The sequence below is a fragment of the Burkholderia sp. Ac-20392 genome (assembly GCF_017104585.1).
Lineage (GTDB): Bacteria > Pseudomonadota > Gammaproteobacteria > Burkholderiales > Burkholderiaceae > Burkholderia > Burkholderia lata.
The window spans coordinates 1-21,712 of record NZ_JAAGPB010000048.1 but is presented as its reverse complement, the minus strand read 5'-3'; the positions used below and the strand labels follow the sequence as shown (position 1 = coordinate 21,712).

Genomic DNA, 21,712 nt, shown 5'->3' with positions numbered 1-21,712 from the left:
TTCTGTGCCCGGCCGTCGCCCGCGAGCGGGGCGGCCGAATCGAATGGCGTTGGGGCGAACGTTAGAGCCGTGGCGGGAAGCGCGTCAACATTTGGACAGGGATCCCTATTAATGGGACATAGCGCGCTCAATATGTGGGAAAGGCGGCGATCGCGCCGCCGACTGCATTAGTTGGCCATCGCTTCCTTCGCACTGACCCAGCCCTGCACAGCACCAGCGTGCGGGTTGCGATACCGCACCTTCAGCCACTGGAAATCGGCGCTCGCGTCGATCAGCTCGACCGTGTCGCCCGCGACGACGTAGCGGCGCGTGGGCGCGTCGGTCATCGCATCGTGCAGCGGCAGGCGCGCCGGGCGCACCTTGAACGTGACGGTGCCGCCGCCGTATGCGTCGGGGCGGCGCGAGACGCGCTTGCCTTGCGCGTCGTAGGTCAGCAGCATCGACGACGGGCCGGAATCGGCGTCGAGCAGGTCGCGCAGGTCGTCCGGTATCGCTTCGCTGGACTGATACAGGTACATCTTGCCGCCGGCATCGAAGCGGTACGCGTCGGTGTACCAGATCGGGCCGCCGCGGCACGAGCTGTACAGCGTGCGTTCCTTCGGCTTCGCGACGACGTTGACCAGGTCGTCGCAGTTGCCATGCGGCATGTTGCTCGCCGGCAGGTGCAGCGGTTCGAACTGCTGGCGTGCAGCGTCGTACAGGTAGATGCCGTAGCTGTCGTTGACCATGCCGAGCGTCGCATGCATGGCGAGATCGCGGTGGCCGTCGAAGTTGTAGTCGTCCGACGAGAGGTGATAGTGGCCTTCCTCGTCGGCGGCGATCACGTCGAGGGTTTGCGTCTTGCCGCTCGGCAGGAAGCGCACGGTGATGTGCTCGCTGTCAGCTCGTTCGACGCGGGCCGTGACGGTGTCGTCGACCTTGAACGTGAGCAGCGGTTTGGCCGCGTGCGCGGTGGGTGCGAGCGATGCGCACGCGGCGAGCAGCAGTGCGGTCGCGGCTAGGCAGGGAAGCGGGGAGCGCGTCATGGGCAGGCGTAAGGGCGAAGGTCGAGGGTGAGCGTGCCGACGGCTGCCTAGCCGCGCGTGCTGTCGTCCTGAAAGCCGTTCTTGCCGACGAAGATCTCCTTCAGCGCGGCGCGCAGCGTGACCGGATCGTACTGGCCGGGCGCGAGATGGATCACGTAGCGCGTCTGGCCGTCGAGACGCGCGGCGAGGGCGGGTTCGATCTCGACGTCGATCGTGTCGTCCGTCAGGCGCACCGACAGATCCTTGACGCGCACGTTGACCTGGTCCCGCACCATCACTTCGATCAGCGCGTCGTCCGGAAAGCGCGACAGCGCGAAGCAATAGTCCTGCTCGGCGTCGTGACAGTAGATGTTGGCGAAGCTTTCGTCGTCGTCGAGATCGGACGTCGCCGCGCCGATGGTGGCGTGAAGTTCCATGAATGTAGGTTCCTGCGTAAGAGACAAGGGGGGAGCGGTTATCGGATTGAATGGAGCGCTGTTGCGTTCGCGGCCGCCGCGCCGGGCGCGACGCCGGCATCGCACGACGCATCGGCATCGCGCGCCTTCAGCCACAGCCCGAATTCGCGCATGACGTCGACAATGGGTCGCAGCCGGTCGCCGTCGGCGGTCAGATCGTACTCGACCCGCACCGGCACTTCCGGATAGACGGTCCGCCGCACGAGCCCGGCGTCTTCGAGTGCGCGCAGGTCGAGCGTGAGCATCCGTTGCGAGATGCCGGGCATGTCGCGCCGCAGGTCGCTGAAGCGCCGCGGCCCGTCGAGCAGATACGACACCAGCAGCAGCCGCCAGCGGCCGCCGAGCAGGCGCATCGCTTCTTCAACGGAACATCCTGTCGCACTCGTTTTCATCGTGCTGAATCCTGGTCGGTAAATTTTTTGTGACTACGGCACAAACGACTGCCGTCTTCTCAGCGTTGCGCCGATGCGAGATATTAGCGCCCGCGTCGCGGCGAATCGATACATGGACAACCCACGAAGGACACGCATGAAGCTCTATCACGCTCCCGGAAGCTGTTCCCAGGCCATCTGCATCGTGCTGCGCGAAGGCGGCATCGACGCGGAGATCATCCAGGTCGACGCGCGCAAGCACGTCATTGAAGACGGGCGCAATTACTACGATGTGACCGAACTCGGCTACGTGCCGCTGCTCGAACTCGACGACGGCACGCTGCTGCGCGAAGGGCCGGTGATCGCGCAGTATCTCGCGGATCTGTGTCCGCAAGCCGAACTCGCGCCCGCGTACGGCACGCTCGACCGTTATCGGCTGATGGAGTGGCTGAACTTTCTCACGGCGGAAATCCACAAGGGTTTCATTCCGCTGCTGTACGCGGTGCAGGCGGGGAAATACGTCGACCCGGCGAGAACGAAGCTCGACAGCCGCTTTGCGTGGATCGACCGTCAGCTCGACGGTCACGCGTTCCTGACGGGCGACACGTTCACGGTCGCCGATGCGTACCTGTTCGCGCTGACGGGCTGGGGCAAGGCCGAGTGGCTGCGGTCGGTGTACCACGCGGATATCGACCTGACCCGGTATGCGCATCTGCGTGCGTGGTACGAGCGGGTGCGGGCGCGGCCGGCGGTGCAGCAGGTGCTGCAGGCCGACGCGCGACCGAACGCATCCTGACGTGTTCAACGCGCCAGCGTCAGGAACAGATACCCCGCATAACCCGCGCCGTTCGCCAGCAACGCCCAGATCGCGAGCCCGCGTGCGCGTGCATTGAAGCGCAGCCATGCCGCCGCCGCGAGCGTGATGATCACGCCGGTCAGCACTTCGGGGCGCGGCTCCCACGGCGTCAGCATGATGCCGATCGCGGGCAGCAGCGTGCCCTGGAACACCATCGCGCCGGTGATGTTGCCGAACGCGAGGGTGTCCTTCTTGCGGCGGATCCACAGCACGCTGTTGACCTTCTCCGGCAATTCCGTCGCGATCGGCACGATGATCAGCGACAGCAGCAGCGCCGATACGCCGAGCACGTGCGACACGCCTTCCACCCCGTGAATGAAGCCCTTCGCGCCGCCGACCAACAGCGCGACGCCGATGAGCAGTTGCAGCGCGATCGTCGCGAGGTTGGTCGGCATACCCAGGCGTGACAGGAACATCTTGTGCGGCGCCTCGGTGCCATGCCCGGCATCGACGAGCTGGTTCGATGCGCGGAACGTCATCACGACATACATCACGTAGATGCCGACCAGCATCGCCGCGAGCAGCGCGCGCACGGCCCAGTTGTGATGCGGGACGAACATCGCGGCGGTGGCCAGCGAGAACGCGGCGAGGAAGTAGTTCATGTCGCGCACGAAGCCCGTGCGTTCGGGCGCGATCGTGCCGCGCAGCCCGCGCGAGCGGATCACGGCGAGCGTCATCAGGAAGGTGGTGAGCGTCGCGAGCATCAGCGGCGCGCCGAGAATCGCGCCGACGCCGATCTCCTCGTTCACGGCCTGGTTTGCCGTGCCGCCGGCGAGCGCGAGCAGTGGCACCATCGTTTCGGGCAACGCGGTGCCGACGGCGGCGAACAGCGAACCGGTGACGCCTTCGGAAATCTTCAGGCGTTCGCCGAGATGTTCGAGCGCATTGGTGAAGACCTCGGCGGCGACGAGGATGACGAGCAGCATGAACGCCAGTTCGACAAACATGAAAGTCATGCGGCACCTCCGCAGGCATGCGCGCGGACGGCGGCGAAACGCGGGGAGAGGGCGATGGGGAACATGGGGACTCCGTGGTCGGACGCTGACGAACCATGGCGCATCCGACGACGTCCGACCAGGAACGACGCGATGCGCCCATGGTCTCGCCAAGCCGATCAGGCTGATCGTGCCACGGCCGCAGGCCGAGTGTGTTGACACGATCGCTTTCCGGGGACGGAAAGCAGGCTACTCCCCAAAGACGAAGGGCAGTCTAGCCGAGCGGAATGCTTTCGGCAAGCCTTCATCTGAAACTCCCGGCAGAACCCGTCGCTGTAGTACACGCGCATCTCGTCGGTAACGTGCTGCAGTTGCCCTTTGAGGGCCGACAGGCTAACCATGCCTGAGCGACGGGCGGGGAATAACAATCTGCGACGGTATTGATGGACGCTTGGCGACCATCTTCGTGTGACTGGAGTGCGATTCTGCCAAGGACGTTCGTGGAGGGGGGCGATACACGTACCACTGCGACTCGTCGACGCGAATCTGCTCACTCCATGTGCCGGCCACTCATGGATGCCGACACGGTCGCCAAAATGGATAGACAAGGGGCTGCGGAACTCGTGGACGCGATGTTGGACTGTCTGGCGACGAAACCTTCCGTAACAGTCGTGCCGCCGGAAGACTGCCCGTGCCGCTACGACCTGCGTGGGTTTGGCTTGATCTGGCAAGTCGTCTTCATTATTGCCGTTGGAATTGCCGGGGTTTTGATTACGCTGAGACCGGTTCTCTCGCGAATCGCTATTCAAACGGTATGCCCGACGTCAAAAAAGTCCCGTATTACCAGCTGGTCTTCGCCGTTGTCGGCATATGCCTGGTTGTCGCAATTGCATGGATGTTCCTGCCAGCCGACGCGAGGAACGCGATCACGCTTTTCTCGCTCAAGAATGCGAAGGGCATGATCTTCACCATCACGTCGATCATCGTCGTGCTCTACGTCTGTCGGCTTGTCAGAAATATCGACCATTTCAGCCGAACGAAGCGCACAGGACTGGCGATCGTCGCGCTGGGCTTCCTGGCACTTTTCCATCTCGTCAATTTTCGCGGGATCACGACCGACGACACCGATTGCCAGCGATTCAACTACAACGCCAAGCTGAACGGCGGCATCAAGCAGATCGATGGCACAACCTATCTCGTCGACATCTGCGGCAGTGGCCGCAGCAGCAATGGCCATTTTGCGGACCAGCACGAGCAGGTCAAAATCGTCGTGGCCGATGTGCACGGGTCGACCCTCGCGACACGGCTATTTTTCGTCTTTTGGGGCGGCCGGCCCGGCAACGATCCGATCGAAATCCACGACGGCAAGCTGACCTACTTTGACGCATCGGATGCGTACGACAGCACGCGGACGATCTCGATGCCGCCTACCATGATGGATTGGGTCGCGGCGAGAATTCCGCTTTCGCTGCGCTGATCCGAGCGCTGAAACACATCGTCGTCTCTGCGCGACATGTCGGCCCGGACCACATGAGTGCGATCGTGTCAGTCGAGCCTGCCGTCACGCCGATGCGGATCGCTAGGCGAACGGCTTACCCTTCGGCATCGCGCGGAAAATACAGCGCAAACGTCGTGCGCCCGTCGCAGCTTACGACCTCGACCTTGCCGCGATGCAGCTCCATGATCGACTTGACGATCGCGAGCCCGAGCCCCGCATTGCGCGCCGCGCCGTGCCGCGACGAATCGATGCGGTAGAAGCGCTCGAAGATCTTGTCGACCTGTTCGGGCGGAATCGCGGCGCCGCGATTCGTGACTTCGACGACCGCATACCCGGCTCGCGCGGAAACCGCCAGCTCGATCGTCGACGCGGCTTCCGCATGTTCGAGCGCATTCGACGCGAGGTTACTGACGGCGCGCCGGAACAGCGTCGCATCGGCGACGACCGGCGCTTCGCCATGCACGTCGATGCGCACGCCGGCTTCGTCGGCCAGCGCCTGGAAATACGACGCGAGCCGGCGCAGCTCGCTGCCCGCGTCGAGCTCGACGGTTTTCAGGTGCTGTCGCGCATTGTCGGTGCGCGCGAGAAACAGCATGTTCTCGATCATCCGCTGCAGCCGTTCGCATTCCTCGATGTTCGAATCGATCAGCGCTTCGTATTCCTCGGTCGTGCGTGCGCGCGACAGCGTGACCTGCGACGAGCTGATCACGTTGGCCAGCGGCGTGCGCATGTCGTGCGCGAGATCCGACGAGAATTGGGACAGCCGCACGAACGCGCGTTCGAGGCGGTCGAGCATCCGGTTGACCGACTTTGCAAGCTCATGCAACTCGACCGGGCCGCCGCGCGCGTCGAGCCGCGCGTTCAGGTTGTGCGCCTCGATGCGCGATGTCTGCCGGCCGAGGCTCTCGACCGGGCGCAGGCCGCGCGACGCGACCGCGTAGCCCAGCGCGCCGACCAGCAGCGCGCCCACGGCCGCCGCGAGCCAGATGTCGACACGGTAGCTTTCGAGCAGCGACTGGCGATCGGTCGCCGTGCGCGCCAGCGCGACCTGGATCGCATCGCCGGACGGCAGCGTGGCACGTGCGTACACGCAACGCGACGTGCCGATGCCGGGCGGCGAACACGTGAACGGGCCTCTGGCTTCGCCGGCCGGATGCGGCGCCGAGATGACCGAGGCCAACGTATTGCCGGCTTCGTCGGAATGCTCGACGAGCGCGCGGTTCTGCGCATCGTAGATGCCGAGATACACGCCCGGGTGCGACAGCAGCACCTCATGAAACACGGCAGGATCGGCCCGCAGCGCGGCGATCGATCCGCTCGCGTGCGCGAGCTGCAGGAACTGGTTGAGCTTGCCGGAGATCTCGATGTCGTCGCGTCGCGTGAGTTCGGCGGACAGCGAGCGATACAGGTACGCACCGGTCAACGCAAACACGAGCGCGGCGACGACGGCGAACGCAAGCGTCAGCCGCCGCAGCAGCGAATACGAGCCGGGGTGGCGCGTCACGAACGATCCTCGAGCACGTAGCCCATTCCGCGGATCGTGTGGATCAGCTTCTTCTCATGAGCGTTGTCGATCTTCGCGCGCAGGCGCTTGATCGCCGCATCGACGACGTTCGTGTCGCTGTCGAAATTCATGTCCCAGATCTGCGACGTGATGAAGGTGCGCGTCAGCACTTCGCCCTCGCGCTCGGCGAGCAGTTGCAGCAATGCGAATTCCTGTGCGGTCAGGTCGATGCGGGTGTCGGCACGCCGCACGCGGCGGCGGATCAGGTCGACTTCGAGATCGGCGACATGCAGGATGTCGCGCACGTTGCGTGGCGCGCGTCGCAGCAGCGAGCGGATGCGTGCCAGGAACTCGGCATACGCGAACGGCTTGAGCAGGTAGTCGTCGGCGCCCAGTTCGAGCCCGGCGACCTTGTCCTCGATCGCCTCGCGCGCCGTGAGCAGCAGCACGGGCGTCTGCTTCTGCGCGCGCAGCCGCTTCAGCACCTCGAAACCATCCATTTCCGGCAGCATCACGTCGAGCACGACGAGATCGAAATCCTCGTGCAGCGCGAGGAACAGCCCGTCCTTGCCGTTCTCCGCGACGTCGACCGTGTAGCTCGCCTCCATCAGCCCTTTCCGGAGGTACGACGCCATCTTGGGTTCGTCTTCGACTATCAGTATCCGCATGGTGAGGCAGGCCGTCCGTGATTCATCCTTGATTCCAGCCGGTCAGTGTAACGCGTGAGCTTACGGCGCCGTGCGTGCGCGAACGATGATCGCCGGATGACGGAATTATCATGAAGCGTGTGCGTTGCGTCGCCTGCGTTTCATGAAAATTCCGTCATGTTTCGGCCATGTCGTCGTCACCGCGGCGGCGATAAGCTGCGGCCGTCTTGTCCCCGGAGCGCGCCGTCGCGGCGCCGCACCGGCCCATCCGGTCGTTGCCTGCCTGATTCCGCATCCATGTCGTACTGGCGCAAATTCCTCCTCGTCGTGCTGCTGGCGCTGAGCCTGCCGATCCAGTCGTTCGCGGCTGTGTCGATGGCATGCGCAGGCACGGGCGCGGTCGTTGCCATGCCGCACGCGGAGGACGGGGCAAGCGCTGTCGAGGCAATGCCACATGCAATGCCGGGCGCGCAGGGTGGCCAGCATGAGCGTCAGCACGAACACGCCGATCATGCGCGACATGCACAGCCGTGCTCCGCATGCGGGTCCTGTTGCCTGGGCAACAGCATGGCGGATCTCCCCGCGATGTCCGTTGCGCCGGGTATCGGTATCGCGCTCGTCTCTTTCGCGCCGACGCCCGTCGTCGTGTCGTTCCTGACCGGCGGCATCGACCGGCCGCCGCGCCGGCTTCTCGTCTAGCCCCTGCCCGCGGCCCCGACCGGCCGCGCTCCGCAATCCGCTCCGGCGGCGGCGTTACGCCCGCCGGACGACTCACGACGAGACCCACTCATGCGATTGATTACTGCGGCGCTGCTTGGCGCGGCGGCCCTCGTGCCGTCGCTCGCGCCTGCGCAAACCCCGCTGCCCGATCCGGCGGACGCCACTGCGGCGGTGCCGGATGCCACCGTGACGTCCGTGTTCGACGGCTACCGGCCGTATCGGGACGACGAATTCCCGGGCTGGAAACAACTGAACCGGGACGTGATGGAGCGGCCCGCGAAAGGGCGTACGACCGGCGGCGCGCCCGGAAGCGGCGCCGCGCATTCGAAGCACGGAGGCGCCGCGCAATGACGATGCTTGCGATATCGCCGAGGATCGGTGCGGCAGCCGTCGTGCTGGCCTTTCTCGCCGGCTGCACGACGTTCTCGAAGGATGGCGGATTCGACGCGGTGTCGTCCGCCGCGTCGGAACGCATCGGCAAAGACGCAGTCGTGGTCAAGACCGACGCCGACCGCGAAGCCGTCGACAGGCGCACGAAGGAACTGCTGGCCAGGCCGCTGTCGATGGACGATGCGGTGCAAGTCGCGCTGCTGAACAACCGTGGCCTGCAGGCGTCGTACGCGGAACTGGGGTTGTCGGAAGCCGATCTCGTCCAGGCCGGCCGGCTGCCGAACCCGCGCTTCGCGTTCAGCCGAACCCGCGCCGGCGACGGCGAGCTGACGCTCGGCCGCACGTTCTCGGCGAACGTGTTCGCGCTGCTGACGATGCCGCTCGCGACGAACATCGAGCGCCGCCGCTTCGAGCAGACCAAGCTCGAAACCGCCGACGCGATGCTGAAGGTGGCGGCCGACGCGCGCCGCGCATACGTCGAGGCCGTCGCCGCCGAGCAGGCTGCGAACTATGCGCAACAGGTGCGCGATGCCGGGAGCGCGGCCGCCGAACTCGCGCTGCGCATGCGGCAGGCCGGCAACTTCAGCCGTCTCGATTACGCCCGCGAGCAGGCGTTCCACGCCGATGCGGTTGCGCAGCACGCGAAGGCGCGCCAGCAGGCCGTGGCCGCGCGCGAGAAGCTCACGCGCGCGATGGGGCTGTGGGGCGAACGCACGCGGTACGCGCTGCCTGAGCGCTTGCCCGACCTGCCGAAGGCGCGGCCGAACCTGCCCGATCTCGAGCGGTTCGCGATGAGCAACCGCTTCGACATCCAGGCCGCGAAACTGCAGACGCAGGGCGTCGCGTCGTCGCTCGGCCTGAGCAAGGCCACGCGCTTCGTCAATGCGGTCGATCTCGGCTACGTGAACAACTACGAGACCGGCAAGGGGCACGAGCATGGCTACGAGATCAGCGTCGAGATTCCGCTGTTCGACTGGGGCGGCGCGAAGGTCGCGCGGGCCGAGGCCGTCTACATGCAGTCGGCGAACCGGCTCGCGAAAACGGCCATCGATGCACGCTCCGAAGTGCGCGAATCGTATGCGGCGTACGTGACGAGCTACGACGTCGCGACGCACTATCGCGACGAAGTCGTGCCGCTGCGCAAGACGATCTCCGACGAACTGCTGCTGCGCTACAACGGGATGCTCGCGAGCGTGTTCGAGCTGCTGACCGATGCGCGCGAACAGGTGGGCGCGGTCAACGGCTACATCGATGCGCTGAAGGATTACTGGCTCGCCGAAACCGATCTGCAGATGGCCGTCGGGGGCCGGCTGCCGACCGAGGGCGCCACGCCGCGCTCAACGCAATCCGTCGAACCCGCATCCACTTCAAACACCGCCGCTGCGCCGCAGCCGGCATCTACCCCCGCGGCGCAACCGATGCCCGCGACGCAAACGCATCCGGAAGGTCATTGACATGGTGTCCCGTCGACAATTTCTCAGCGGCTCGGGCGCCGCGCTGCTGGGCGCCGCGATGGTCAGCAAGGCCGGCGCCGCGTCGCTGCCCGAAGCGCCCACGATGGCGAAAGCCGCCACGCAGCCGCCGCTCGTGCCGCCGAACGGCCGCCCGTACACGCCCGTCGCGACGCTGAACGGCTGGACGCTGCCGTGGCGGATGAAGAACGGCTGGAAGGAGTTTCACCTGACGGCCGAGCCCGTCGTGCGCGAGATGGCGCCCGGCATGAACGCGCACCTGTGGGGCTACAACGGCCAGTCGCCGGGCCCGACGATCGAGGCCGTCGAAGGCGACAAGGTGCGCATCTTCGTGACCAACCGGCTGCCCGAGCACACGACGATCCACTGGCACGGGTTGCGGCTGCCGAACGGGATGGACGGCGTCGGCGGCCTCACGCAGCCGCATATCCCGCCCGGCAAGACCTTCGTCTACGAGTTCCAGCTCGAATCGCACGGCACGTTCATGTATCACCCGCACGCCGACGAGATGGTGCAGATGGCGATGGGGATGATGGGCATGTTCATCGTGCACCCGAAGGACCGCGGCACGATGCCGGTCGATCGCGACTTCGTGTTCCTGCTCGCCGCGTACGACATCGATCCGGGCAGCTACACGCCGCGCGTGAACGAGATGACGGACTTCAACATGTGGACCTTCAACTCGCGCGTGTTCCCGGGCATCGATCCGCTGCCGGTGCGCGCGGGCGACCGCGTGCGGATCCGGTTCGGCAACCTGACGATGACGAACCACCCGATCCACCTGCACGGCTACAGCTTCGAAGTCGCGGGCACCGACGGCGGCTGGATTCCGCCGGCCGCACGCTGGCCGGAAGTGACGGCCGATGTCGCGGTGGGCCAGATGCGCGCGATCGAGTTCACCGCCGATCGTCCGGGCGACTGGGCGTTCCATTGCCACAAGTCGCATCACACGATGAATGCGATGGGCCACCAGGTGCCGAACCTGATCGGCGTGCCGCAGAAGGATCTCGCGAAGCGCATCGGCAAGCTCGTGCCCGACTACATGGCGATGGGCAGCACGGGCGGCGCGATGGGCGGCATGGAGATGCCGCTGCCCGACAACACGCTGCCGATGATGACGGGCACGGGCCCGTTCGGGCCGCTGGAGATGGGCGGCATGTTCACGGTCTGCAAGGTGCGGCAGGGGCTCGGCCGCAACGACTATCGCGATCCGGGCTGGTTCCGGCATCCGAAGGGCACCGTCGCGTACGAGTACACCGGCGAACTGCCGGACGGCTGAGCAGCAGCATGCGGCGGCTGCGCACAGGCGGCCGCCGGTTTCATTTCATTCACTGGGGAGTCGACACGATGAAGAAGGGACTGGTTTCGATGGCAATCGGGTGTGCGCTGGCGTTTTCCGGCGCGTCGTACGCGGCCGGCGACATGGCCGGCATGGACATGAGCGGCGGCGCGCAGCAGGAAGGCGCGGCGAAAGAGGGCATGTCGCACGGCGAAATCCGCAAGGTCGACACGGCCGCCGGCAAGCTGACGATCAAGCACGGCCCGCTGGAAAACCTCGGGATGGACGCGATGACGATGGTGTTCAAGGTGAAGGACCCGGCGATGCTGTCGCAGGTGAAAGCCGGCGACAAGATCGATTTCGTCGCGCAAGACGTGGACGGCGCGCTGACCGTCGTCGAGCTGAAGAAGCCGTAACGCGGAGCGTGAGCATGAAGATCCCGAACCTCACGCGGCTGGCCGCGATCGTTGCGACCGGCGCGATCGTCTCGGTCGCACCGATCGCGGCATCCGCGCACGGCAAGCTGGAAAGCGCCGCACCCGCGACGGGCAGCACGGTCGACACCGCGCCCGACACGTTGCGGCTCACCTTCAACGAAGACCTCGAACCGGCGTTCAGCTTGGTGAAGGTGTCGGACGCGAACGGCAACGCCGTCACGCAGGAAAAGGCGAAGGTCGATGCGACGAACCCGCGCGTGATGACCGTCGCGCTGCCGAAGCTCGCGCCTGGCGCATACACGGTGCAGTGGGCGGCGATGACGGCCGACGCACATCGCACGAAGGGCACCTACACGTTCCGGGTGAAAGGGTGAACGACGGCGTCATCGGTCTCCTGCGGCTCGTGTCGGTGGCGATCCAGAACGCCGGGTTTGCCGTCGTCGTCGGCGCGCTGCTCGGCAGCCACTGGCTCGCGCGCGGCGCGTCGGCGTGGCAGCACGGGATCGGGCGGCGGCTCGTCGCGACGCTGCGCAGCGCGTCCGTCGTCTCGCTGGTCGCGAGCATCATCGCGTTCTGGGCGCATTGCGCGCTGATGAGCGAGGTGTCGTTGCTCGAAGCGGGGCCGGCCGTCTGCTCGATGCTCGCGGGTACCGGGTTCGGTCATGCGTGGCTGGCCGGTGCGGCGTTCATGCTCGTCGTCGTGGTGTTGTCGTTCGTCAGGCGCGCGAACGCGTCGCGCTTGCCGTTCGCGATGTGGGCCGCGCTCGCCTGCGTTGCGCTCGCGCGCAGCAACGGCGGGCATCCTGTGGATACCGGCGTGTTCAGCGTGCCGGTGTGGATCGACTGGCTGCATCTGCTGGCGATCAGCGCGTGGGTCGGGCTCGTGCTCGTGACGGCATTCGGCGTGATGCCGAGGCTTGCCGCGATGCCCGCGAGCGAACGCATGACCGGCGCATCGTTCGTGCAGTCGCTTTCCGATGCGTCGACCTACGCATTGATCGTGCTGTTCGCGACCGGCGCGTACAACGGCTGGCGCGGCGTCGATACGCCCGCCAACCTGCTCGCGTCGACGTACGGGCAGATCCTGCTGCTGAAGCTCGCGCTCGTGCTGATCGCGGCGGCGCTCGGCGGGCACAACCGCTTCTTCGGGATGCCGAATCTGTTGGCCGCGCTGAAGAATCCGGCTGCCGCGATGCCGGCCGGTTCGTTGAAACGGTTCGGCACGGTGTTGCGGATCGAGGCGGCGGTGCTCGGCGGCGTGTTGATGGTCGCGGCCGTGCTCGTGTCGAGCGCGCTGCCGGGCACGGTGTAGCGCGGCGCCGCGACTCGGCGGCGGCGAGGTCACGCGGGGCAATCGTCACGGCATGACCGTTTTTCGTCAGACGATTTCCCCGCTTTTTCAGGCGTAAACGCACGGTCGATGGCGATCGCAGCGTGATAACGACAATTACATCAACCTGTCTTTCGATTACCAAAAACTGTCATTGAGCGCCGCTAAGCTTTCGCCACCCTCACAACCGGGATTCCCCGTCATGCGCTCGACAATCCGCCTCATTACCCCGCTATTGCTGCTCCCGACGCTCGCCGCGCCGGTTTTCGCCGCCACTGCCGCGCCCGTCAGCCCGAACTGCGGCGGCAGCACGACGCCGATCGCCGATATCCAGGGGCCGGGCGCGCCGTCGCCGCTCGCCGGCCAGAACGTGTCGATCGAAGCCGTCGTCACCGCCGATTTCGGCGGCACGGACGGCTTCGGCGGCTTCTTCGTCCAGCAGGCCGACGCGCAGCGCCGCAACCAGCCGGGTGTGTCCGAAGGCCTGTTCGTCTATGCGCCGAAGGTGCGTGCGAAAGCCGGCGACCTCGTGCACGTGACGGGCAAGGTCGAAGAGAAGTACGGCCAGACGCAGCTCACGCAGTCGGGTGCGATCGCGGTGTGCGCGAACAACCAGACCGTCACGCCCGCGACGCTTACGCTGCCGGTCGACAGCCCGAACGCGTTCGCCGCGTATGAAGGGATGCTCGTGCGCCTGCCGCAGACGCTGAACGTCACCGACAACTACGAGCTCGGCCGCTACGGCAGCGTGATGCTCAGCAACGGCCGCCTGCGCACGCCGACGAGCGTCGTGCCGCCCGCCCAGGCGCAGACGCAGATCGATGCAAACGCACGCAATCGCCTGGTTCTCGACGACGGCTCGAACAAGCAGAACCCCGCCACGGTGCCGTACCCGGCGCCGGGCCTGTCGGCCGCGAACACGCTGCGCGCGGGCTACACGGTGCGCGACATCGAAGGCGTGCTCGAAGTGCGTTACGGCGCATGGCGCGTGCAGCCGCTGCCGGGCGCGGCCGTGCCGGCATTCGAGGCGCGCACGAACCCGCGCACCAACGCACCCGCGCGCGATCCGAAATCGAACCTGCGCGTCGCGTCGTTCAACGTGCTGAACTACTTCAACGGCAACGGTCTCGGCGGCGGCTTCGACGATCCGAACAACCGCGGCGCGAAGAACTTCCAGGAATTCCAGCGCCAGGAAGCGAAGATCGTCAGCGCGCTGAAGGCGATCGACGCCGACGTGATCGGCCTGATGGAAATCCAGAACAACGGCTACGGCGAACTGAGCGCGGTGCGCCAGCTCGCGGCGAAGCTCGGCAACAACTGGCGCGTCGTCGATCCGGGCGTGTCGCGCCTCGGCGGCGATGCGATCACGGTCGCGATGATCTACGACAGCCGCAAGGTCGAACCGGTCGGCCGTGCGGCCACGCTCGCGATCGACGACAAGAACCGCCAGCCGCTCGCACAGTCGTTCCGGCTGATCAACGGCAACAAGCAGTCGCTGACGGTGGCCGTGAACCACCTGAAGTCGAAGAACTGCCCGGACGCCGCGAACGACGATCTCGACCAGGGCGACGGCCAGGGCTGCTGGAACCCGACGCGCACGCGCGCCGCGGCGAAGGTGGCCGACTGGCTCGCCGGCAATCCGACGGGCGTCGCAGGCCAGGGCGTGCTGCTGATCGGCGACTTCAACAGCTACACGTACGAAGACCCGATCCGCACGCTCGAATCGCGCGGCTACCGCAACCTCGTCGCGCGCTGGATCGGCGCGAATGCGTACAGCTACGTGTACAACGGCGAAGCCGGCTATCTCGATCACGCGCTCGCGACGCTGCCGCTCGCATCGCACGTGAAGGCCGTGCACGAATGGCACATCAACGCGGACGAGCCGCTCGCGCTGCAGTACACGCTCGCGTACAAGTCGGCGGAGCAGCAGAAGACGTTCTACGCGCCGGATGCGTATCGCTCGTCGGATCACGATCCGGTGCTGATCGATATCGCGCTGCCGGGTGGCGGGAAGTAATGGCGAATTGAACGCGGAAGAAGCGCGGCGTGCGGCGAGGCTGCACGCCGCGCTTCATTTCGACCACGCAAGCCGGTCGGGGCGCGGGTAAATAATTCCGCCGAATTTTTCGGAAATTAGTGAAATCGGTATTTTATGGATGGCGTGATGCGGATAAGCGCATCGATTGAAGAATGGTTGAAGTGACTTGAATCATTGGATGGCGGACTATGCATGCCGTCACGCTGAATTAATCGATCGCGGATAATTAAAATGAAAGAAAAATCCCGGCGATCTGAAGGCTTTCGAGGCGCTTCATTAATACGGGAAAGGATTCAAGGTCACTCCGGAAAGGCGCGGGATTCGGCGGATTATTGCCGGCAAAGCGCGCAATGCGTGAATAATCCCGCTTTCTTTCAATTGTCAGACACTGTCCGCCGTTAGCATCATTGCGGGATTTTTAATATCCGAATGATCTTTGACAACGCGGCGCAGCACCGCCTATTTTTGTGTTGTCGTAAATTTGGGTCATATAAAAGTTGTCCAAACTGCAGGGGGCGTCCGAGCACCATTCTCGCCAGCAGTTTGCTGTGTCTGTATCAAGTTCAGTCTCTTAGAAGTCCAATCCCCAACCGCCGACTGCCGACCGTGCAACGCGAGTGGCGGGTCGGTCTGCGCGTTTCGCAGGCGTTGGCGGCCTTTGTGAAGCGGTATCCGAATCAAAGGACAGAGATGAAACCAGACAGGAGCTGTACCGGCAGCCGCCGTGGCCGTCACGGCCGGTTGGCCGGGCTAGGTGCATTGACCGTCATGACGCTGGCGCTCGCGGCATGCGGCGGCGACGATTCGTCGTCCGTCGGTGCGTCGAGCCTCGCGCAGGCCACCGCCAGCCAGCAGGCCAGCGCGCAACAGGCGGCCGGGCAGACGCCGGCCAACCAGCCGTACGTCGACCCGGTCGCGTATTCGATGAATGCGACCGACGGCCTTGCCCCCGGGCAGGTGTCCGAGAAAACGGCCGTCATGCATTACCAGTGGAAGAACGGCGGCACGACCGTCAACTACACGACGACCACCGGCCACCTGACCGCGCAGGACGCGAGCGGCAATGCGGAAGCGTCGATGTCGTACGTCGCGTACACCGCGCCGAGCACGAACGGCAAGCCGCGCCCCGTCACGTTCGTCTATAACGGCGGCCCCGGCTCGTCGTCGATCTGGCTGCGGCTCGGCTCGTTCGCGCCGACCCGCGTGGCCACGCCCGATCCGCTGTTCGGCAGCAACTGGCCGAACTATCCGCTCGTCGACAACGCAGAAAGCCTGATCGACACCACCGACCTCGTGTTCATCGACCCGCCCGGCACCGGGCTGTCGGAAGCCGTGTTGCCGAACACCAACCAGAAGTACTGGGGTTCCGATGCGGACGTGAACATCATGCGCGACTTCATCCAGCGCTACCTGAACGTCAACAGCCGCAGCACGTCGCCGATCTACCTGTACGGCGAATCGTACGGCACGCCGCGTACCGACATGCTGGCGCTCGCGCTCGAATCGGCCGGCGTGCACCTGACGGGCATCGTGCTGCAGTCGTCGATCCTGAACTACTTCGCGGATGCGGTGGAAGCCGTGGCGATCACGCAGTCGACGGAGGGGCTGCTGCTCGAAACCGATACCGTGGCCGGTTACCTGCCGGGCTATGCGGCGGTCGCGGCGTACTTCAACCAGGTTTCGCCGGCACCGGTGAACCAGGATCTGTACGCATTCCAGACGGAACTGTTCACGACGCTGATCTACAACCAGCTGCAGAAGTATTCGCAGTCGTGGGTGTTGAGCCAGCTCGGCATTCCGGATGCGCTCGGCACGCCGGTGTTCCCGAGCGATGCGACGCTGAAGCTGTGGTCGATTCCGTCGAGCCTCACGCAACAGGCGCTGCGCGGCTACTTCAACGCGAATCCGTTCGGCACGAGCCTGCTGCCCGGGACGACGATCGGCCGGTATGACGGACGCGTGTCGTTGCCGAACTCGGATCCGCGTCTGCAGAACGACGGCGACCCGTCCGACATCCTGATTTCGCAGCCGTTCACGAACGCGCTCGCGACGCAGATGCCGGATTACCTCGGCTACACCGCACCGAACGCGACGTACCTGCCGTTGAACGACAACATCATCGGCGTCTGGGACTTCACGCACGACGGCCAGCCGATGCCCGACACGATCCCCGATCTGCTCGGCGCGCTGCAGCTCAACCCGAAGCTTCGCGTGCTCGCGGAGAATGGCTACCACGATCTCGCGACGCCGTTCTTCAACACCGAGAAGCAACTCGCGCGGCTGCAGACGGTGAAGGGCTTCAATCCGAAGCTGCAGGTGAACTTCTTCCAGGGCGGCCACATGATCTACCTGGACGACGTCGCCCGTCCGCAGATGAAGCGGGACCTGAAGACGTTCTACAAGGGTGCGCGGATTCCGACGGCGCTGACGCTGCACACGCTGCCGCCGCCGTGGCCGGATGAAAACCCGCCGAGCGTACCGACCGGCAGCGTCCCCGGCGCAACCGCCGCGACGACGCTGGCGGCGGCTCCCTGAGCGGCCCTGAGCGACGGACTCCTTGTCAAAGGAACCCTCTATTCATCCATTGAATGCGAGTGATCATGTCCCTAATCAATTTGATGCGGCGTATGTCTCCGTTGATCGTCCTCGGTGCCGTGATGAGCAGTGCCTACGCGTTGCCGCCGCAGGCGGTGGCGCCGGTGAAGCTGCCGCACGGCGGGCGCGGTGTCGACGGTCCGTTCTTTCCCGCCACGAAAGCGGCGCCGGTGTTGCCGTCGACCGGCGCGACGCTGCAGCAGCAGGCGCAGCAGCGTGTCGATGCGAGGCTCGGCGCCAATACGGTGCTGAGCAACGGCGCGGCGGTGACGAAGGCGCAGGCGCAGAGCAGTGGCCTGGGTTTCGTGTCGAAGCACTTCGACGAGATCGATGCGAAGCACACCGGCCGCGTGACGATGAGCGATGTGCGGCAGTTCATCCAGCAGCGGCAGGTGCAGGCGCAGCAGGAACAGCAGGACGAGTGACGTAGCAGGCAGGGCGGCGGCCGGGGCGGACTCCTTCGCACCGGCCGCCGGAAGGTGAACGACAGGGCGAGCGACAGGCGCTAGATGGCCTGGCGCGCGTAGCGCTTCGCGGTGGCGGACGGCAGTTCGCCGAACATCGCGCGATAGTCCTGTGCAAAACTGCTCAGGTGCCAGAAGCCCCATTTGGTGGCCGCGGAAGTCACCGAGTCGCCGAGCCGCAGCTCGCGGCGCACGTGATTCAGCCGCACGGCCCGCAGGTAGGCGATCGGGTTCAGGTTCAACGTGTCCTGGAACGCGTATTGCGCGGTACGCCGGCTGACGCCGAGCTCCACGCACAGCTCGGCGATCGACAGCGGGCAGGTCGATGCATCCTGCAGCCGCTCCCGCACCGCATTGACCAGCGACCAGTATTTCGTCGGGCGCACGATCTGTGCGCCGGCGTCCGGCGTGGCGGCCGTCATCACTTCCGAGATCGCGTACAGCACGGTGCGCTCGAGCAGTTCGATCCTGTCGTGCGTCGTCACGTCGTCGATGCGCGTGGTTTTTGCCGCGGCGGCGAGCGTCTGGCGCAGCAGGTCGCGCAGATGGTCGGCCACATAGGTCGCCATCGGGATCACCGGTGAATGGGTTCGGGCACGCAGCGACGCGGCCACCGTGCGCAGCGCCTGCGTCGACAGGTTCTCCGGCTCGATCTCGACGTTCACGAGCAGATGCCGGTCGGGCGAATAGAACTCGAACTGCGGCTGGCTCGAGAACACGTGCAGGCTGTCGCGCCCGCTTTTCTCGCCGCACAGGCGCGCATGGCCTTCCAGTTCCAGCGGCACGGCCACGGCGATCCGCTCCGACGGCACCGCGCCTTGCTGCAGGATGACCTTGTCGAGATCCTCGACCAGCAGCTTGATGCCGCCCAGCGACATGATCGACGACGAGCCATGAAACAGCCCGCTCGAGATCTGCGTGTAGTTCATGTTCCAGCCGTCGAACGAGCGCGCCTGTTCCTCCACGTCGGTGAACGCGCAGAACGCGACCGTTCGCGCGAACAGCGGGTCGCCGGAGAAATCGCTCGGGTGGGCAGGCGGCGTCATCGGGGGCGGGAAGGGGCGGGCCGGATCGATTCATTGTAGCCGCTCGTCGCGCCGGTCAAAAAGCGTCGGACGGGTGTCCCTTCGCCAAAACCCTAACTTGCCGAAATCCGATAGTGGAAAACCTTTCGGCACCCTATCTTTGGCACCAATACGACGCTGGAGAGACGGTGATGGAACTTCCCCGTGGCGGATTCTGGAGAAACTGGGTCGGCAATCAGTCGTGCGTGGCCGCGCACCTGGCGTCGCCGACCCGCGAGGCCGAGATCGCGGAGCTGGTGCACACCGCGACGCGGCAAGGCAAGCACGTGCGGTGCGCCGGGTCGGGGCACTCGTTCACGCCCGTCGTGGCCACCAGCGGCCTGCTGCTGTCGCTGCAGGACTATCAGGGCATCGTGGAGGTCGACGAAGCGCGCAAGCGCGTGACCGTGAAGGCCGGCACCAGGATCAATGCGGTGACGCGCCACCTGAAGGCGCTCGGCCTGTCGCTCGTCAACCAGGGCGACATCGATTCGCAGGCGATTGCCGGTGCGTTGGCCACCGGCACGCACGGCACGGGGACGACGCTGAGCAACCTGTCGTCGCAGGTCGTCGGGATGCGCATCGTGCGTCCGGATGGCTCGATCATGACCGTGAGCGACCGGCAGGACCTCGACCTGCTGCACGCGACGCAGGTCAACATCGGGATGTTCGGCGTGGTGTCGGAGATCACGCTGCAGGTGACCGATGCGTTCTGGCTGCACGACCGCGTGTGGCGCGAGGACTTCGACGCGCTGATGGCGCAATACGACGACCTGGCCGCGAAGCACCGGCATTTCAGCTTCTTCTGGTGCCCGACCTCCGCCAGCCGCGATCTCTACTGCCTGCCCGACACCACGAAGGTATCGAACTCGAAGAAGGACTACGACGTGTGCGAGATCAAGGTGATGGATGTCACCGACGCGCGCACGTTCCATGAAGGCGAGCACGAGAAGATCGCCTACAGTTCCGAGGTGTACGCGATCCACTACGTGCCGAACTTCCACGAGCTCGAGTACGCGGTGCCCGCGCAACACGGCAAGGAAGCGCTGCGCCGCGTGCGCGAGCTCATCCTCACGAAGCACCGCGACTGCATTTTCCCGGTCGAATACCGCTTCACGAAGGGCGATCCGGCATGGATCAGCCCGTTCAATCACCAGGACAGCGTCACCATTTCATGCTCGGGCGGCCCGAACGGCGTCGACTACTGGCCGTTCCTGAAGGACGTCGACACGATCCTGCGCGATTACGGCTCGCGTCCTCACTGGGGCAAGCTGCATTTCACGAACCGCGAAGACGTCGATCGCTGGTTCCCGAGGGCCGAAGCGTTCCGCGCGCTGCGCCGCAGCGTGGACCCCGAAGGCGCCTTCCTCAACGATCACCTGCGGACGCTGTTCAGTTGAGCAGGCCGAACGAACCAGACTGGAGAACGAAACATGAATGTCAAGATTGACGGCCGCCTGGCCGGCAAGGTCGCCATCGTGAGCGGCGGCGCCGGCGGCTGCGGCGGCGCGGCGTCCGAACTGTTCGCCGCCCAGGGCGCGAAGGTCGCGATCATCGACCGCGACGGCGATGCCGCCGAAACGCTCGCGTCCCGGCTGCGCGACGCGGGCCTTCAGGCGATCGGCCTCGGCGCCGACGTGTCGAAACAGGTCGAAGTCCAGCAAGCCGTGAACGCCGCGCGGGATCAGTACGGCAACGCGGACATCCTGTTCAATCACGCCGGCACGCTGATCGTCAAACCGTTCCTCGACATCGAGGAGTCGGAATGGGACTGGCTGATGGGCGTGAACGTGAAGAGCATGTTCCTGATGACGAAAGCGGTGCTGCCGCAGATGCTGGAGAAGGGGCGGGGCAGCATCGTCTGCACATCGTCGATTTCCGCGGTGTGCGCGACGCCGGGCGAGGTGCTGTATGACGCGACCAAGGGCGCGTGCCACATGTTCGCGCGGGCGATCGCGGTCGAGTACCGTGACCGCGGCATTCGGTGTAACGCGCTCGCGCCGGGGTTCATCCGCACGCCGCACGGGATGCGCGAACTCAGGGACCTGCAGGCGATGGGCGTCGACGCGACCGAGGCGGCGATCGCGGTTCAGCAGGGCCGGCTGTGCGAGCCGTCGGAAGTCGCGGCCGCCGCGCTGTTCCTCGCTTCCGACGAGTCGAGTTTCGTCAACGGCACGCATCTGTTCGTCGACAACTGTTTCTCCGCCGTCTGATTGTCGATGTTCGCAAGAAGTCGAAGGGCCGGCTGCACGCCTGCCTGATCGGCAAGTTCCGTCGAAGGTGTCGCAGCGATGCGGCCCTTCGATTTTTTTTTGCGCGCCCGGCGAGCGGTGTGTCCTAGCGAATTGTCGCAATCCTTCTATCTGCACGGGGGCGTGTCTGGTGGAATGCGAAGGCCGAAACACCATGCAGCCGGCAAGCCGCGGTCAGTCATTCACTCTCAACTGGTCAATCATCATGTTCAACCGCACCACCAGCACCGTTGCCAACGTCGATCCGGAACTTTTTGCCGCGATCGAGCAGGAAAACCGCCGCCAGGAAGATCACATCGAGCTGATCGCGTCGGAAAACTACACGAGCCCGGCCGTGATGGCTGCACAGGGTTCGCAACTCACGAACAAGTACGCGGAAG

Annotated in this window: 21 protein-coding genes, 1 pseudogene and 1 riboswitch; of the genes and pseudogenes, 15 read left to right on the top strand and 7 right to left on the bottom strand. The window is 65.5% G+C overall.

Annotated elements, in window-relative coordinates; genetic code table 11:
* Positions 1–167 precede the first annotated feature (167 nt).
* The 3 genes from G3N99_RS09435 to G3N99_RS09425 are packed head-to-tail and all read right to left on the bottom strand — an operon-like array spanning position 168 to position 1,872.
* A complete protein-coding gene (locus tag G3N99_RS09435) occupies positions 168–1,025 on the bottom strand; it encodes a hypothetical protein (protein ID WP_206122228.1) in 858 nt (285 codons plus the stop codon).
* A gap of 47 nt (positions 1,026–1,072) precedes the next feature.
* Positions 1,073–1,441 carry a hypothetical protein gene (locus G3N99_RS09430; RefSeq protein ID WP_166893196.1) on the bottom strand — a complete coding sequence of 123 codons (369 nt, stop codon included), beginning with the start codon at positions 1,439–1,441 and terminating at the stop codon, positions 1,073–1,075.
* A 38-nt stretch (positions 1,442–1,479) separates the two neighbouring features.
* Positions 1,480–1,872, bottom strand: coding sequence for a helix-turn-helix domain-containing protein (locus G3N99_RS09425; protein WP_174981336.1), 393 nt, complete (start codon positions 1,870–1,872; stop codon positions 1,480–1,482).
* A gap of 136 nt (positions 1,873–2,008) precedes the next feature.
* On the opposite strand from G3N99_RS09425, the gene G3N99_RS09420 reads away from it, so the two are divergent.
* Positions 2,009–2,647 carry a glutathione S-transferase C-terminal domain-containing protein gene (locus G3N99_RS09420; RefSeq protein WP_206122227.1) on the top strand — a complete coding sequence of 213 codons (639 nt, stop codon included), beginning with the start codon at positions 2,009–2,011 and terminating at the stop codon, positions 2,645–2,647.
* Positions 2,648–2,652: 5 nt separating this feature from the next.
* On the opposite strand, the gene G3N99_RS09415 is transcribed toward G3N99_RS09420, so the two are convergent.
* Positions 2,653–3,663: a sodium:calcium antiporter gene (locus tag G3N99_RS09415; protein ID WP_206122226.1), complete on the bottom strand. Its 1,011-nt coding sequence runs from the start codon at positions 3,661–3,663 to the stop codon at positions 2,653–2,655.
* 81 nt (positions 3,664–3,744) lie between these two features.
* Positions 3,745–3,912, bottom strand: a riboswitch (yybP-ykoY riboswitch).
* 544 nt (positions 3,913–4,456) lie between these two features.
* Between G3N99_RS09415 and G3N99_RS09410 the strand changes: the two genes are divergently transcribed.
* Entirely contained in the window at positions 4,457–5,119 is a 663-nt protein-coding gene (locus G3N99_RS09410; protein WP_206122225.1) for a hypothetical protein, read from the top strand.
* Between the two features lie 115 nt (positions 5,120–5,234).
* Here the strand turns inward: G3N99_RS09410 and G3N99_RS09405 are convergent, their stop codons facing one another.
* Together G3N99_RS09405 and G3N99_RS09400 are read right to left on the bottom strand one after the other, a co-directional pair.
* Positions 5,235–6,644: a heavy metal sensor histidine kinase gene (locus G3N99_RS09405; RefSeq protein ID WP_206122224.1), complete on the bottom strand. Its 1,410-nt coding sequence runs from the start codon at positions 6,642–6,644 to the stop codon at positions 5,235–5,237.
* The gene (locus tag G3N99_RS09400; protein ID WP_166955107.1) at positions 6,641–7,312 is read right to left on the bottom strand and encodes a heavy metal response regulator transcription factor; all 672 of its coding nucleotides are present in this window, start codon (positions 7,310–7,312) and stop codon (positions 6,641–6,643) included. The genes G3N99_RS09405 and G3N99_RS09400 overlap by 4 nt, the downstream gene beginning before the upstream one ends.
* Positions 7,313–7,588: 276 nt before the next feature.
* Here G3N99_RS09400 and G3N99_RS09395 point away from each other — a divergent pair, with 276 nt between their 5' ends.
* From G3N99_RS09395 to G3N99_RS09350, 10 genes are all read left to right on the top strand, one after another.
* A complete protein-coding gene (locus tag G3N99_RS09395) occupies positions 7,589–7,990 on the top strand; it encodes a DUF2946 family protein (protein WP_206122223.1) in 402 nt (133 codons plus the stop codon).
* 90 nt (positions 7,991–8,080) lie between these two features.
* Positions 8,081–8,362 carry a hypothetical protein gene (locus G3N99_RS09390; protein ID WP_206122222.1) on the top strand — a complete coding sequence of 94 codons (282 nt, stop codon included), beginning with the start codon at positions 8,081–8,083 and terminating at the stop codon, positions 8,360–8,362.
* Positions 8,359–9,855, top strand: coding sequence for a TolC family protein (locus G3N99_RS09385; RefSeq protein WP_206122221.1), 1,497 nt, complete (start codon positions 8,359–8,361; stop codon positions 9,853–9,855). Before G3N99_RS09390 ends, G3N99_RS09385 begins: the two co-directional genes overlap by 4 nt.
* 1 nt (position 9,856) lies before the next feature.
* Positions 9,857–11,152, top strand: coding sequence for a copper oxidase (locus tag G3N99_RS09380; protein ID WP_174939950.1), 1,296 nt, complete (start codon positions 9,857–9,859; stop codon positions 11,150–11,152).
* 68 nt (positions 11,153–11,220) lie between these two features.
* Entirely contained in the window at positions 11,221–11,568 is a 348-nt protein-coding gene (locus tag G3N99_RS09375; protein WP_206122220.1) for a copper-binding protein, read from the top strand.
* A 14-nt stretch (positions 11,569–11,582) separates the two neighbouring features.
* Positions 11,583–11,963 carry a copper homeostasis periplasmic binding protein CopC gene (gene copC, locus G3N99_RS09370; protein ID WP_206122219.1) on the top strand — a complete coding sequence of 127 codons (381 nt, stop codon included), beginning with the start codon at positions 11,583–11,585 and terminating at the stop codon, positions 11,961–11,963.
* A complete protein-coding gene (locus tag G3N99_RS09365) occupies positions 11,960–12,901 on the top strand; it encodes a CopD family protein (protein WP_206122218.1) in 942 nt (313 codons plus the stop codon). The genes copC and G3N99_RS09365 overlap by 4 nt, the downstream gene beginning before the upstream one ends.
* 220 nt (positions 12,902–13,121) lie before the next feature.
* The gene (locus tag G3N99_RS09360; protein ID WP_174932157.1) at positions 13,122–14,936 is read left to right on the top strand and encodes an ExeM/NucH family extracellular endonuclease; all 1,815 of its coding nucleotides are present in this window, start codon (positions 13,122–13,124) and stop codon (positions 14,934–14,936) included.
* Between the two features lie 711 nt (positions 14,937–15,647).
* Positions 15,648–17,492 (top strand): peptidase S10, encoded by a 1,845-nt coding sequence (locus G3N99_RS09355; protein WP_206122217.1) that lies wholly within the window; start codon positions 15,648–15,650, stop codon positions 17,490–17,492.
* Between the two features lie 53 nt (positions 17,493–17,545).
* A complete protein-coding gene (locus G3N99_RS09350; protein ID WP_174938001.1) occupies positions 17,546–17,977 on the top strand; it encodes a 2-oxoglutarate dehydrogenase in 432 nt (143 codons plus the stop codon).
* Positions 17,978–18,057: 80 nt separating this feature from the next.
* Here the strand turns inward: G3N99_RS09350 and G3N99_RS09345 are convergent, their stop codons facing one another.
* Positions 18,058–19,062, bottom strand: a complete 1,005-nt coding sequence (locus G3N99_RS09345) for a helix-turn-helix domain-containing protein (RefSeq protein WP_206122216.1) — start codon at positions 19,060–19,062, stop codon at positions 18,058–18,060.
* 170 nt (positions 19,063–19,232) lie between these two features.
* Between G3N99_RS09345 and G3N99_RS09340 the strand changes: the two genes are divergently transcribed.
* The 3 genes and pseudogenes from G3N99_RS09340 to glyA all read left to right on the top strand — a co-directional run.
* The gene (locus G3N99_RS09340; protein WP_206122215.1) at positions 19,233–20,480 is read left to right on the top strand and encodes a D-arabinono-1,4-lactone oxidase; all 1,248 of its coding nucleotides are present in this window, start codon (positions 19,233–19,235) and stop codon (positions 20,478–20,480) included.
* Positions 20,481–20,513: 33 nt separating this feature from the next.
* Positions 20,514–21,293: an SDR family NAD(P)-dependent oxidoreductase gene (locus G3N99_RS09335; RefSeq protein WP_174981404.1), complete on the top strand. Its 780-nt coding sequence runs from the start codon at positions 20,514–20,516 to the stop codon at positions 21,291–21,293.
* A 244-nt stretch (positions 21,294–21,537) separates the two neighbouring features.
* Positions 21,538–21,712, top strand: a pseudogene (gene glyA, locus G3N99_RS09330) (serine hydroxymethyltransferase); the annotation flags it as partial.